The organism is Arsenicicoccus cauae (assembly GCF_009707125.1).
Classification (GTDB): domain Bacteria; phylum Actinomycetota; class Actinomycetes; order Actinomycetales; family Dermatophilaceae; genus Arsenicicoccus; species Arsenicicoccus cauae.
Genome location: NZ_WLVL01000021.1, coordinates 155,142 through 168,467 on the forward strand (window position 1 = coordinate 155,142; position 13,326 = coordinate 168,467).

General features: G+C 72.3%; 14 protein-coding genes. 7 read left to right on the plus strand and 7 right to left on the minus strand.

The annotated features are described in order from the left end of the window. Positions 1–3 precede the first annotated feature (3 nt). Positions 4–1,377: a histidine--tRNA ligase gene (gene hisS, locus GGG17_RS06350; protein WP_311966472.1), complete on the minus strand. Its 1,374-nt coding sequence runs from the start codon at positions 1,375–1,377 to the stop codon at positions 4–6. Positions 1,378–1,383: 6 nt separating this feature from the next. Next, a complete protein-coding gene (locus GGG17_RS06355) occupies positions 1,384–2,085 on the minus strand; it encodes an MBL fold metallo-hydrolase (protein ID WP_311966473.1) in 702 nt (233 codons plus the stop codon). 105 nt (positions 2,086–2,190) lie between these two features. Here GGG17_RS06355 and GGG17_RS06360 point away from each other — a divergent pair, with 105 nt between their 5' ends. The 6 genes from GGG17_RS06360 to GGG17_RS06385 all read left to right on the plus strand — a co-directional run bounded on the left by GGG17_RS06360 (position 2,191) and on the right by GGG17_RS06385 (position 6,870). Then, positions 2,191–3,009: a peptidylprolyl isomerase gene (locus GGG17_RS06360; protein WP_289033422.1), complete on the plus strand. Its 819-nt coding sequence runs from the start codon at positions 2,191–2,193 to the stop codon at positions 3,007–3,009. Beyond that, complete coding sequence (locus tag GGG17_RS06365; RefSeq protein WP_154592898.1) at positions 3,006–4,643, plus strand: DUF349 domain-containing protein; 1,638 nt, start codon at positions 3,006–3,008, stop codon at positions 4,641–4,643. The genes GGG17_RS06360 and GGG17_RS06365 overlap by 4 nt, the downstream gene beginning before the upstream one ends. Before the next feature lie 136 nt (positions 4,644–4,779). Further along, positions 4,780–5,133, plus strand: a complete 354-nt coding sequence (locus GGG17_RS06370) for a GntR family transcriptional regulator (protein WP_288799587.1) — start codon at positions 4,780–4,782, stop codon at positions 5,131–5,133. Then, positions 5,130–6,113, plus strand: coding sequence for a DUF1648 domain-containing protein (locus GGG17_RS06375; protein ID WP_154592899.1), 984 nt, complete (start codon positions 5,130–5,132; stop codon positions 6,111–6,113). Before GGG17_RS06370 ends, GGG17_RS06375 begins: the two co-directional genes overlap by 4 nt. Before the next feature lie 97 nt (positions 6,114–6,210). Next, entirely contained in the window at positions 6,211–6,405 is a 195-nt protein-coding gene (locus tag GGG17_RS06380; RefSeq protein ID WP_195849139.1) for a PLDc N-terminal domain-containing protein, read from the plus strand. Positions 6,406–6,447: 42 nt separating this feature from the next. Further along, positions 6,448–6,870 (plus strand): hypothetical protein, encoded by a 423-nt coding sequence (locus GGG17_RS06385; protein WP_154592901.1) that lies wholly within the window; start codon positions 6,448–6,450, stop codon positions 6,868–6,870. A gap of 30 nt (positions 6,871–6,900) precedes the next feature. On the opposite strand, the gene GGG17_RS06390 is transcribed toward GGG17_RS06385, so the two are convergent. The 5 genes from GGG17_RS06390 to secD form a co-directional block, all read right to left on the minus strand. Beyond that, positions 6,901–7,611: a GNAT family N-acetyltransferase gene (locus GGG17_RS06390; RefSeq protein WP_154592902.1), complete on the minus strand. Its 711-nt coding sequence runs from the start codon at positions 7,609–7,611 to the stop codon at positions 6,901–6,903. Between the two features lie 9 nt (positions 7,612–7,620). After that, a complete protein-coding gene (locus tag GGG17_RS06395) occupies positions 7,621–9,858 on the minus strand; it encodes a RelA/SpoT family protein (protein ID WP_230082760.1) in 2,238 nt (745 codons plus the stop codon). A gap of 206 nt (positions 9,859–10,064) precedes the next feature. Beyond that, positions 10,065–10,619, minus strand: coding sequence for an adenine phosphoribosyltransferase (locus GGG17_RS06400; protein WP_154592904.1), 555 nt, complete (start codon positions 10,617–10,619; stop codon positions 10,065–10,067). Positions 10,620–10,626: 7 nt separating this feature from the next. Next, a complete protein-coding gene (gene secF, locus GGG17_RS06405; RefSeq protein WP_311966474.1) occupies positions 10,627–11,928 on the minus strand; it encodes a protein translocase subunit SecF in 1,302 nt (433 codons plus the stop codon). After that, positions 11,925–13,106 carry a protein translocase subunit SecD gene (secD, locus tag GGG17_RS06410; RefSeq protein WP_311966475.1) on the minus strand — a complete coding sequence of 394 codons (1,182 nt, stop codon included), beginning with the start codon at positions 13,104–13,106 and terminating at the stop codon, positions 11,925–11,927. The genes secF and secD overlap by 4 nt, the downstream gene beginning before the upstream one ends. 28 nt (positions 13,107–13,134) lie before the next feature. Between secD and GGG17_RS16350 the strand changes: the two genes are divergently transcribed. Beyond that, on the plus strand, positions 13,135–13,326 hold a 192-nt coding region (locus tag GGG17_RS16350), incomplete at its 3' end, for a hypothetical protein (RefSeq protein WP_230082738.1).

The window sequence follows — 13,326 nt, forward strand, 5'->3', positions numbered from 1 at the left end:
CCGTCAGTCCTCGACGCGCTCCAGCACGGGTCGCAGGTCCTCCGCGGGCGGGGTCCAGGTGGCCGACTCGGCGTCGACCTGCTCGCCGGAGCGGATGTCCTTGACGGAGTCCGAGGCGCCCTCGGCCCCGAGGAACCACACGAAGGGGATCCCGCGCCGGTCGGCGAACCTGATCTGCTTGCCGAACTTCGCTGCGCTGGGCGCTATCTCGGTGGCGATGCCCCGCCCCCGCAGCTCGGCGGCGACGGCCGTCGCGCGCGCCCGGTCCTCCTCGACGCCGAGCGCGACGACCACGCAGGTCGGCGTGGGGCGCGAGGCCCGGACGGCGCCGGTCGACACGAGGCGGGCGAGCAGGCGGGACAGCCCGATGGAGATCCCGACCCCGGGGTAGGTGGTCCTGCCGTCGGAGGCCAGTGCGTCATACCGGCCGCCGGAGCAGACCGAGCCGTAGGACTCGTGGCCGACCAGCTGGGTCTCGTAGACGGTCCCGGTGTAGTAGTCGAGGCCGCGCGCGACCCGCAGGTCGGCGACGAGCACACCCGGACGCTGCGCCATCGCGGCCTCCATGACGGCGGTCAGCTCGGCGAGCCCCTCGTCGAGGGTGGGGTGCGAGACGCCGAGGGCGCGCACCCGGTCGGCGAAGGTCGTGTCGGTGGAGGAGATCTCGGCGAGCGCGAGGCACTGCCCGATCTGCTCGTCCGTCGCCCCGGCGGAGGCCAGGAGCTCGGTGACGCCCTCCGGCCCGATCTTGTCGAGCTTGTCCACGATCCGCAGCGTCCCGACGACGTCGGTCAGCCCGAGCCCGAGGTAGAAGCCCTCGGGGATCTTGCGGTTGTTGACCTGGATCCGGTAGTCCCCGATCGGCAGCTTGCTGAAGACGTCGGCGATGACCAGCGGCATCTCCGCCTCGTAGTGCGCGGCGAGCGAGCCGGCGTCGACGATGTCGATGTCGCACTGGGTGAACTCACGGAAGCGGCCCTCCTGCGGCCGCTCGCCCCGCCAGACCTTCTGGATCTGGTAGCGGCGGAAGGGGAAGGTCAGCTTGCCGGCGTTCTCCAGGACGTAGCGCGCGAACGGCACGGTCAGGTCGAAGTGCAGGCCGAGCGCCTTGTCCGGGTCGGACTGCTCGGCCTCGCCGTCGGGGTCCGCGCCAGACTCGGCGTCGCCCGCGAGGCGGTGCACGCCGTAGATCTCCTTGTCGGCGTCGCCGCCCTTGCCGAGCAGGCGGGAGACGGGCTCGACGGCGCGGGTCTCGACCGACACGAAGCCGTGCAGCTCGAAGGTCTCGCGGATGATGTCGAGGAAGGCCTGCTCGACGACGCGCTCGGCGGGCAGCCACTCGGGGAATCCGGACAGGGGGGCGATCCTGGTGCTCACGGGAGGTCAGAGTCCTTTGAGGTAGGGGTTGGCGGCCCGCTCGCGCTCCATGGTGGTCGCGGGGCCGTGGCCGGGGAGGATGAGGGTGTCGTCGGCGAGCGGGAGGACCACCTCGCGCAGGCTGCGGAGCATGGCCTCGTGGTCGCCGCCGGGCAGGTCTGTGCGACCGATGGAGCCGGCAAAGAGCACGTCCCCCGCGAGCACGGTGCGCTCGGCCTCGATGGGCAGGCCGTCGGGGGTGCCGGGGAGCGTGAACATCACCGACCCCTCGGTATGCCCGGGCGCGTGCGCCACGTCGACGCCGAGCCCGGCCAGGTCGAGGTGCTGGCGGTCGACGATCGACTCGACGCGCGGCGGCTCGCGCCAGGACCACGCCCGCCCGAACTGCTGCCCGAACATCGCGAGCAGCTGCGGGTCGAGCGACGCGGCGGGGTCGGCGAGCCGATAGCGGTCGTCGCCATGGATGTATGCCGGAAGGTCGGCGTCGTCGCCCGTGGTGCACACCGGGGTCACCGAGTGGACGTGGTCGACGTGCCCGTGGGTCAGCAGGACCGCCGCGGGCTTCAGCCGGTGCTCAACGAGCACGGAGCGCAGCTGCTCGACCACCCCGATGCCCGGGTCCACGACGAGGCACTGCTCGCCGGCGGCCGGGGCCACGACATAGCAGTTGGTGGCGAAGGCCTGCGCGGGGAAGGCGAGTACGAGCACCGCGTCAGCCTACTGGGAGGGCGGACCGGGCCGAGCACGGGACGCCGTCGGCGAGACGGGGCGCCCGGGCGGGGCCTGTCGGTGGCGTTCCCTACACTCGTGCGCGTGACGAGGGAGCAGGAGCGCGCGCGAGCCAGGCGGCGCCACGACAAGGTCCAGGCCGCGCAGCGGCGCAGGGCGGAGCAGCGTGCCCGCACCCGGCGTCTCGTGGCGGTGGTCGCGACGGTGGCGATCGTGCTGGCGACGGTGGTGGGGGTGGCGCTGGCGATGCGGCCGCGCGGGGACTCGGCCGCCGCACCGTCCGGTGCGGCCTCCCCCACCGGCACCGCCGGACCGTCGGGGCGCTGCACGACGCCACCGGCGCTCCAGAGCAAGCCCAAGCAGTTCGGCGAGGTCCCGGACAAGGCGACCGCCGAGGGCGCGACCTGGGTGGCGACGCTGCGGACCACCTGCGGCCCGGTCACGATCGAGCTCGACGGCAAGGCCGCGCCGCAGACCGTCGCGTCCTTCCTGCACCTGGCCCGCGAGGGCTACTGGGCCCCCAGCCCCTGCCACCGCCTGACCACCGGGAGCCTGTCCGTGCTGCAGTGCGGCGACCCGACGGGCACGGGTGCGAGCTCTCCCGGCTACGGCTTCGGCATCGAGAACGCGCCCGCCGACGGCGCCTACCCGCGCGGCGTCGTCGCCATGGCCCGGACGCAGGACCCCAACAGCAACGGCGGCCAGTTCTTCGTCGTCCACCAGGCCTCGAGGCTGCCCACCGACGGAGGTGGCTACTCGATATTCGGCAAGGTCACCGGCGGGATGGATATTGTGGACCAGATCGCCGCGGCGGGGTCCGACGACTCCAACGGCCGAGGCGACGGCCGTCCGAAGACCCCGATCAGCATCCTCGAGGTCTCCGTCACCAAGAAGAAGGCATGACTGTGTCCGATCAGCCCGAGCAGCCGACCACCCAGCCCGTCGACGCCGAGGTCGACGCAGCCGTGTCGTCCGAGGCCCCGCAGGCCGCCCCCGCCGAGACCGGCGTCGAGGCGCCGGTGCAGGGCGCTGCGCCTGCCGACGAGGCGGTCCCCGCGGACACCACCGTCGCGACCGAGACCAGCACCTCGGCGAGCGAGGGCAGCGACGTCTCGGCCGAGGCCACCTCCTCCGCCAGCGAGGGCGTCACGACGGACGAGCCGGCCGCCCCGAGCCCAGCGCCCAGCCCGGCGCGCGTGCCCACCCCGGCCGCCATGCCCAAGCCCCCGGCGCGTCCGGCGCCCGCGTCCCCGTCGGCCGTGCCGGCGCCGATCGCCCCGCCCGCCGGCCCGCCGAGCAACGCGGCGACCTTCGGACGGGTGGCCGAGGACGGCACCGTCTACGTGCGGACCCCGGACGGCGAGAAGGCCGTCGGGTCCTACCCGGGTGCGAGCAGCGAGGAGGCCCTGGCCTACTTCGCCCGCAAGTACGACGAGATGTGGGCGGCCGCCGAGCTCCTCTACCACCGCGTGCTGCAGACCAGCCTGTCCGCCAAGGAGGCCACCGACGACCTCGCCAAGCTGCGCGAGCACATCGGCGAGGCCAACGTGGTCGGGGACCTGCCCGGCCTGGACGCCAAGGTCGAGTCGATCGCCACCGCCATCGAGGCGCGCCGGCAGGTGGAGGCGACCGAGCGCGCCGCCGCCCGCGACCAGGCCCGCACCGAGCGTGAGGCCATCGTCGCCGAGGCCGAGCAGATCGCGGCCCAGGACCCCGCCAAGACGCAGTGGAAGGCCAGCGGCGCGCGCATCCGCGAGCTCCTCGACGAGTGGAAGAAGCACCAGCGCTCCTCCGTCAAGCTCGACCGCGAGTCCGAGAACTCCCTGTGGCAGCGCTTCAGCGCGGCGCGCAACTCCTTCGACAAGGCCCGGCGCGTCTACTTCGCCGAGCTGGAGTCCACGCAGTCCGAGGCCAGGGCCGCCAAGGAGAAGCTCGTCGCCGAGGCCGAGAAGCTCTCGACCAGCAAGGAGTGGGGCCCCACCGCGGGTGCCTTCAAGCGCCTGATGGACCAGTGGCGCAAGGCGGGTCGCGCCGGGCGCAAGGAGGACGACGAGCTGTGGGGCCGGTTCAAGGCCGCCCAGGACGCCTTCTTCAACGCCAAGGACGAGGTCTCGGCCGAGGAGGACAAGGAGTTCCGCGCCAACCTGGAGGTCAAGGAGGGTCTGCTCGAGCAGGCCCGGGCGCTGCTGCCGATCAAGGACCTGGGCGCCACGAAGTCCGCGCTGCGCACCATCCAGGACAAGTGGGACGCCGCCGGCAAGGTCCCCCGCTCGGACATGGGGCGCATCGAGGGCGAGCTGCGCAAGGTCGAGCAGGCCGTGCGCGACGCCGAGGACGCCCGGTGGAAGAAGTCCAACCCGGAGGTCAACCACCGCGCCAGCGCCTTCGCCGAGCAGATCGAGCGGGCCCTCGAGAAGGAGAACAAGGCCCTGGACAAGGCCCGTGCCTCCGGCGACGACAAGAAGATCAAGGCCGCCGAGGAGTCCCTGGCCTCCCGCCGGGCCCTGCTGGAGATGGTCCACAAGGCCCAGTCCTAGCCCGCCCCGTATGCCGGAACCGCCCGCCTGCCCGATCACCGGGAGGCGGGCGGTTGCGTCATACGACGACGGCTGGGGCACAAGGACCCGGACAACGCAGTTGTTCTAGTTGCACTAGAACAACTAGAGTTATCGCGTGCTCATCATCATCGACCCGGAGTCGACCGAGCCGCTCTACGGCCAGCTCGTGTCTCAGGTGCGCGGCGCCATCCTGCGCGGCGACGTCGGGCCCGGAGACAAGCTCCCCAGCGCGCGCGAACTCGCCTCCAGCCTCGGGGTCAACATGCACACCGTCCTGCGGGCCTACACCACGCTGCGCGACGAGGGGGCGCTGGAGCTCCGCCGCGGCCGGGGCGCCGTGGTCACCGCCAAGGGCCTGGACACGGCAGAGCTCGAGCAGGCCGCCCGCACGCTCGTGGAGGTCGGCCGCCGCCACGGCCTCACGCTCCCCCAGCTCCACACTCTCCTCGACCAGGAGGCGACATCATGACCGTCCGCAGCCCTCGACCTCACGTCGACCTGGGGGCCCGCGCCCGTCGGCGGACCCTGCTGGTCACCCTCGTCCCCCTGCTTGCCTGCCTCGCGGTGCCGGGTGTCCTGCTGCTCCTGTGGTGGCCCCGCCTGCCTGATCGGATGGCCTCGCACTTCTCCATCACCGGAGTGCCGGACCAGGTGGGCCAGGCCGCGGCCCAGGTCACCGGCTTCTACGGAGCACTCGCGGCCGTGGCCGTCGTCGGCACGCTCGTGCTGGTCAGCAGCCGGCGCGGTCCGAGACCGGCGGCCCTGGTGGCGGGCCTGGTCGCCGTCGAGGTCGTCCTTTCCTCGGTGTTCGCCCTGGTCCTGCACGCCCACCTCGACCTCACCGACCCGTATGCCGCCCGCCTGCCCGTCCCGTCGGCCGCCGTCGCGGTGGCACTGGGGCTGCTCGCGGGGTGGCTGGCAGCGCGGCTCTGCCCCGAGGGACCGGCCGCCCCGACATCCCCGCCGGCCCCCCGGCTCCGGCAGGAGCTGCCCCCCGGCACGCGCGCCGTCTGGGTCTCCCGCACGGGGCAGCCTCGGTGGATGACCGTGGTGCTGGTCGTCGGGGCCGTGGTGCCCCTCGCGCTCATGCTGCGGGACCGCGCGTGGTCCCTGGCCTGGGTGCCCGCCCTGGTCCTGGTCATCGGCGCGGCCTTCACCGGCTACCGCGTGACCGTCGACGAGGCGGGTCTGCGCTGGCGCGGCCGTCTGGGCCTGCCCCGCGGGCACGTGCCGCTCGAGGACGTCGCCGCTGCCGAGGTCGTCCAGGTGGACCCCGTCGACTACGGCGGCTGGGGCTATCGCCTCTCCCCCGTCCTCGGCCCGGCCCTGGTCACCCGCGGCGGCTCGGCGCTGCGGGTGACCCGTCACGACGGTCGGCGGTTCACGATCACCGTCGACGACGCGGCGACCGGCGCAGCCCTGCTCGAGGCGCTGAGCCGAAGGCCCTGATCCCGGTACGCCACCCCACCACCCACCACCCACCCTTCCCGACGTGCAGCGCACGATGCGCCGCACGTGAGTCCCGCACACCCTGATGGAGGTCCCCGTGGACAGCCGTGCTCTCGCCGCCCTCGCCCCCCTGGCGTTCCTCGCCCTGGCGCTCGTCCTGCTCGACCTGGCACGCAGCCGGGGCGCGCGCCACCTGCCCCGCTGGGCCTGGGCCGTCCTGGTCCTGGCCTCGTTCCCGTTGGGCCCGGTGGCCTATCTGCTCCTCGGCCGTGACCGGGGAGGCCGGGCATGACCGCCGGGATCCGTACCCGCGCCCTCGGCATCGACTTCGGCGGTGGCGTCGGGCTCCACGACCTCGACCTCCTGGGCCGCGGTCGTGGTCGCCTTCACCGTGGGGCTGGGGTGCGCGGTCTACGAGACGACCATGCTCCTCGATGCCCCGACGGTCCCGACCGTCCTGCGGTGCTGGGCGGCGGGGTCGGCATACCTCTCGCTCGTCGTCGCCGCCTCGGCCCTGGCGGCGGTGGTCGCCCGGGGCGTCCTGGCGGGCTTCGCGACGGTGGCCGGCACGCTCATGATCGGGCTCCCGCTGCTGGGGATGGCGCCGGTGCTGCGTCCGTGGGTGCCCACCCCGGCCCTCCCCCGCATCACCGAGACGCTCGCCGGACGGCCCCTGACGTCAGCCCTGGTGGCAGCGGCGTCATGCCTGGCCATCGCTGTGCTCGCCGCGCGCCGCCGCCCCCTCCCACGCCGCTGAGGGTGCGCCCCTGCGGGCGGGCCGGGGAGGTCACGCCAGCGCGGCCGCGGTGAGCTCGGACAGCCGAGACCGCTGCCGCCCGTCCTCGTCGAAGTTGTCGTCCGACAGCCACTGCTCGTAGGCCGGGCGCAGCCGCCGCCACTCCTCGTCGGTCATGGCGTACCACGCGGTGTCGCGGTTGCGACCCTTGTAGACGACGGCGTTGCGGAAGGTGCCCTCGTAGGTGAAGCCGTAGCGCACCGCCGCCCGACGGGAGGGCTCGTTGAGGTCGTCGCACTTCCACTCGAGGCGGCGGTAGCCGAGCTCGTCGATCGCATGCCGCGCCATGAGATAGATCGACTCGGTGCCACCGCGGTGGTGCTGCATCTCCGGGGAGTAGAGGATCGAGCCGATCTCGATGGCCCCGTTGGCGACGTCGGCCCGCAGCCAGGAGGCGGTCCCCACCACCCGCCCGGTCTCGTTGCCGATGATGGCGAGCGGGATGGTCGTGGGGTTGCGCATCTGCTTGTGGACATAGGCGCCGAGCTCGGTCGTGGTGCGGAACGGCCCGGCGGACATGTAGGTCCACAGCGGCTCGTCGCCCTCGCCGCAGGTCAGCTCGAACATGCTGGGCACGTGGTCTCGCGTGAGGTCCACCAGGGTCACCTCATGACCCACCAGGCGCACGTCGCGGGGGAGCACGCGCGGGTGCCAGCCCCACACGTCATCGCCGATGGGCTGGCCGAATTCGTTGCTACGCAAGGTCTTTCCTCACTGCTGCTCGATCTTGCGGGCCCCGCCGACCCGGCTGACGTCGAAGACCCCGTCGACCTTGCGGATGGCCCGCATGACGTGGTCGAGGTGGGCGGGGTCGCCCATCTCGAAGGTGAACCGGAAGGTCGCCACGCGGTTGGTCGTGGTGGACGAGCTCGACGACATGAGGTTGACGTGCAGGTCGGCGAGCACGCGGGTGACGTCGGAGAGCAGTCGGGACCGGTCCAGACCGTCCACCTGGATCTGCACGAGAAAGACCGAGGACGCCGTGGGCGCCCACTGCACGTCGATGAGCCGCTCCGGCTCGGCCAGCAGCCCGGCGGCGTTGGTGCAGTCCCGCAGGTGCACCGAGACGCCGTGCCCGCGGGTGACGAAGCCGATGATGTCGTCGCCCGGCACCGGCGTGCAGCACTTGGCGAGCTTGACCCACACGTCGTCCGTGCCGACGACGACCACACCGGGGTCGGTCGCGCGCACGCGGCGGGTGCGCCGCGACGGCGACACCGTCTCGGCGGCGTCCTCGGTCAGCCCCTCCTCGCCGCCGGCCTGCGCGAGCATCTTGGACACGACGTGCTGGGCGGAGATGGTGCCGCCGCCGACCGCGGCATACAGCCCGCTGATGTCCTGGTAGTGCAGCTCGCGGGCCAAGGCGGTCAGCGACTCGGCGGAGGTGAGCCGCTGGACGGGCAGGCCCTGCTTGCGCATCTGCTTGGCGATCGCGTCCTTGCCGGACTCGATGGCCTCCTCGCGCCTCTCCTTGGAGAACCACCCGCGGATCTTGTTGCGCGCCCGTGCGCTCTTGACGAAGGTCAGCCAGTCGTGGCTCGGACCGGCGTCGGGTGCCTTGGAGGTGAGCACCTCGACGACGTCGCCGTTCTCGAGGCGCGACTCGAGGGGGACGAGCCGACCGTTGACCCGGCCGCCGATGCAGTGGTGACCGACCTCGGTGTGGACGGCATACGCGAAGTCCACGGGCGTGGACCCTGCGGGCAGGCCGACAACCTCACCCTTGGGGGTGAAGACGAACACCTCCTGGGTGTTGATCTCGAAGCGCAGCGAGTCCAGGAACTCCCCCGGGTCGCTGGTCTCCTGCTGCCAGTCGACGAGGGAGCGCAGCCAGGACATGTCGGTCTGGCCGTCGTCGGTGGGGGCGGAGGTGCCCGGGCCGTCCTCCTTGTACTTCCAGTGCGCCGCGACGCCGTACTCCGCGCGCCGGTGCATGGTGTGCGTGCGGATCTGGATCTCGACGGGGTTGCCGCCCGGGCCGATGACCGTCGTGTGCAGCGACTGGTACATGTTGAACTTCGGCGTGGCGATGTAGTCCTTGAACCGCCCCGGCACCGGCGTCCAGCGCGCGTGCATGGCCCCGAGCGCGGCATAGCAGTCGCGCACCGACTCCACGAGGACGCGGACCCCGACGAGGTCGAAGATCTCGTCGAACTCCTTCCCCCGCACGATCATCTTCTGGTAGACGGAGTAGTAGTGCTTGGGGCGGCCCGTCACCGTCGCCTTGATCCGCGCCTGCGCGAGGTCGTGGAGCACCAGCTCGCGGACGCCGGCGAGGTACTCCTCACGCGCGGGCGCCCGTCCCGCCACGAGGTTCTCGATCTCGTCGTAGACCTTGGGGTACAGCGTCGCGAAGGACAGGTCCTCGAGCTCCCACTTGATGGTGTTCATGCCGAGCCGGTGCGCGAGGGGGGCATAGATCTCGAGGGTCTCGCGGGCCTTGCGCTGGGCAGAGCTCGCCGAGACATAGCGCCAGGTCCGTGCGTTGTGGAGCCGGTCGGCCAGCTTGATCACGAGGACCCGTATGTCGCGGGCCATCGCGACCACCATCTTGCGGACCGTCTCCGCCTGGGCGGCGTCCCCATAGTGGACCTTGTCGAGCTTGGTCACCCCGTCCACGAGGCGCGCGATCTCGTCCCCGAACTCGCGGCGCAGCTCGTCCAGCGAGTAGTCGGTGTCCTCGACGGTGTCGTGCAGCAGCGAGGCCGCGATGGTCGAGGGCGGCATGCCGAGGTCCGCCAGGATCGTTGACACGGCGAGCGGGTGGGTGATGTAGGGGTCGCCGCTCTTGCGCAGCTGCCCCCGGTGGCAGCGCTCCGCGACGGCGTACGCCCGCTCGACGACGCTCGTGTCGGCCTTGGGGTGGGTGAGCTTGAGCGAGCGCAGGATCGGCTCGAGCACGGGGTTGGCCGACGTGCGCCCGCCGAAGCGCGCGAACCGGGCCCGCATGCGGGCGGAGCCGGGCAGCAGGACGGTCGGCTCCGGCACCGCGGCGCCGTCGGGTGCGCCCGACACGGCGTCGGCCGGACCGAGGTCCGAGACGGTGGGGTCCGGCTCGGCGCGCAGCGCCGTCACCTCGGCGCCCGGGCCGGCACCCGGCAGGTCCGAACGGCTCCGCGTGTCCTGGTCCCTCATCCCGCCATCCTAGGACGCGCTCAGGCCCGCAGCAGCGATGAGACCACGCGATCCACAAGCTGAGACCGCCCTCCCAGGGCGTCGATCTCCAGCACGAACTCGCACGCCGCGACCGTGGCGCCGCACTGCTCCACGAGGCGGCAGGTGGCCGCGGCCGTGCCGCCGGTCGCGAGGACGTCGTCCAGGACGAGCACCCGCTGGCCGCGGTGCAGGGCGTCCTGGTGCATCTCGAGCGTCGCCGAGCCGTACTCCAGCGTGTAGTCCTCGGTCACGGTGGCGCCGGGGAGCTTGCCTGCCTTGCGGACCGGCACGAAGCCGACGCCCAGGGCGTAGGCGACGGCAGCGCCCAGGATGAACCCGCGCGCCTCCATCCCCACGACGACGTCCACCTCGCCGCGGTGGCGGCGGGCGATGTCGTCGACGACCTGCGCCAGGGCGGCCCCGTCGGACAGCAGCGGCGTGAAGTCCTTGAACAGCACGCCGGGCTGCGGGAAGTCCGGGACGTCCCGCATGAGGGACTCGACGAGCTCGGCGACGCGCTGCTGCTCGCGGTCGGGGTGCGGGCTGGTCGGCATACGGCTCCTATCGCTTGGACCGCGGAACCCGCCGCGGCTGGTTGCGAGGGCCGCCCTGGGTGACGCTCGGGTGCAGGGGCCGACGGCCCTCCCCCGCAGCGGGGTGGGTCGGGCGCCGGGTGGCCGTCGCCCCCGGGGCCGGCCGGGTGGCCGAGGTCGCACCACCCGTGCCCGCCTCTGCGTCCGTGCGCGTCGTGCCGGCAGTGACGCCGGCCGGAGCGGTGGCCGGCGCCAGCTCCGGGTCGAGCATCGAGCTGTGCGTGCCGTGCTGGCCCAGGTCGGCGAGCAGAGTGCCGGAGAAGTTCGCGCCACCTCGCGAGTCCTGGTAGCGGCGGGCCCGCTTGGCCTGCTCCTTCATGGCCGGCTCGTGCTCGCGCAGCATCGCCAGCACCGGAGTGGCGATGAAGACCGAGGAGTACGCACCGACCAGGATGCCCACCAGCAGGACCAGGGACAGGTCGAGCAGCACGCCGGGGCCGATCACGAGCAGCCCGACGATGAGCACGACGGTCACCGGGATCACCGACATCATCGAGGTGTTGATCGAGCGCACCAGCGTCTGGTTGACCGCGAGGTTGGCCGCCTGGCTGAAGGTCTGGCGCCCCGTGTGGCTCGCCGCACGGACGTTCTCCTTGACCTTGTCGAAGACCACGACGGTGTCGTAGAGCGAGTAGGCCAGGACGGTCAGGAAGCCGATCGTCGTCGCGGGGGTGATCTCGAAGCCGAGCAGGGTGTAGAGGCCGACCGTGATCACCATGTCGTGCAGCATCGCGATGAGCGCGGCCGCCGCCATCTTCCACGTGCGGAAGTAGAACGCGAGCACGACGGCGACGATGGCGAAGAAGATCAGCAGCGCGCGCAACGCCTGCTGGCTGACCGACTGCCCCCAGGACGGCCCGACGAAGGTGCTGGACACCTGGTCCTTGCCGACCTTGAACTCCTGGCCCAGCGCCGTGCTCACCGCCTGGGTGGGGGCGTCGGCGAGCTTCTCGGTCTGCACCCGGATGGAGTCGTTGCCGACCTTGGTCACGGTGACGTTGCCCGCCTGCTCGCCCGCCTTGGCAGCGGCCGTCTCGACGGTGTCCTTGGCCCGGGTCTCGAACCCGGACGTGTCGGCGATGCTCGACACCCTGAACTCCGAGCCTCCGCGGAACTCCAGACCGAGGTTGAGCCCGCTGAACGCGAGCGACCCGATGCAGACCGCCAGCAGCAGCCCGGACAGGAGGAACCACACCTTGCGATGCCCGACGTAGTCGAGCCCCCGGCGACCGGTGTAGAGGTCGTTACCGAAATCAGCGACCTTGCTCACAGCACGGCCCCGCCTTCCTTGGTGTAGCTGCCCTCGCGCTGCCGCGCTGCGGCGCGCTCGGCGTCCAGCGCCTCGAGCTCGGCGTCCGGGTCGCGGAACCGGCCGCGCCCGATGTAGCGCGCGGGCTTGGCGCCCAGTGCGCCGGGGTCGAAGCCCGAGAGCTTGTGCCCCTGGCCGAAGAACCTCGTGCGGGACAGCAGCGCCAGCATCGGGTGGGTGAAGAAGAAGACGATGATGACGTCGATGATCGTGGTCAGGCCCAGCGTGTAGGCGAAGCCGCGCACGTTGCTGGAGGCCAGCAGGTAGAGGACGACGGCGGCGATCAGGTTGACGGCGTCGGAGATGACCACCGTGCCCTTGGCGCGCTGCCAGCCCGCCTCGACGGCCGCCGGGATCGAGCGCCCCTCGCGGATCTCGTCCCGCACACGTTCGAAGTAGACGATGAACGAGTCGGCCGTCATGCCGATCGACAGGATCAGCCCGGTGACGCCGGCCATCGAGAGCCGGAAGTTCTGCGACCAGCCGAGCAGCGTGATGCACAGGTAGGTCAGCGCGGCGGCCATGATCAGCGAGGCCACGGTCACCAGGCCGAGCGCGCGGTACTGGACCAGCGCGTACAGCATGACCAGCACGAAGCCGATGGCGCCGGCGAGCAGACCCTTGCTGAGCTGGTCGGCGCCGAGCGTCGGGCTCACGGTGTCCTGCGTCTCGACGCGGAAGGACATCGGCAGCGCACCGAACTTCAGCTGCTGGGCCAGGGCCTCGGAGCTGGTGGCGTTGAACGACCCGGTGATGCTGGAGCGGCCGTCGAGGATCGGCACGGTGATGCGCGGGGCGACGATGACCTCGCCGTCCAGCACCGACGCGAACTGGTTGCGGGGCGGGGGCAGGTTGAGCAGCCGCTTGGACAGGTCCGCGAACTTCTTGCCGCCGTCCCCGGTCAGCGTGAGGTTGACGCCGTACTCCGTGCCCGTGCCGCCCGCCTGGTTGGGCTGCAGGCCCGAGGTCGCGTCGGCGATGTCCTGGCCCTCGAGCTCGGCCGGGCCGAGGATGTACTTGGCCGCGCGGTCGGTCGAGCAGGTGACCAGCGGCTTCTTGGGGTCGTCGGTGACCTTGAGGTCGAGGTTCGGGTCGCTGCAGTTGAGCGCTTCGTACTGCGCCTGCACCTCGGGCGTCACCCAGGCGGGGTCGCTGGCGTTGGTCGGCGTGGTGCCGCTGGACGTCGGGGTCGCTGCGGGGGTCGACGGCGTGGCGGCCGGGGCCGACGGCGAGACCGTCGCGGCCGGGGTCGACGGCGTGGCGGCCGGGGCCGACGGCGAGACCGTCGCTGCGGGGGCCGACGGCGAGACCGTCGCGGCCGGTGCGGCCTGCGCGGCGGCGGGAGGCACGACGGCGGGT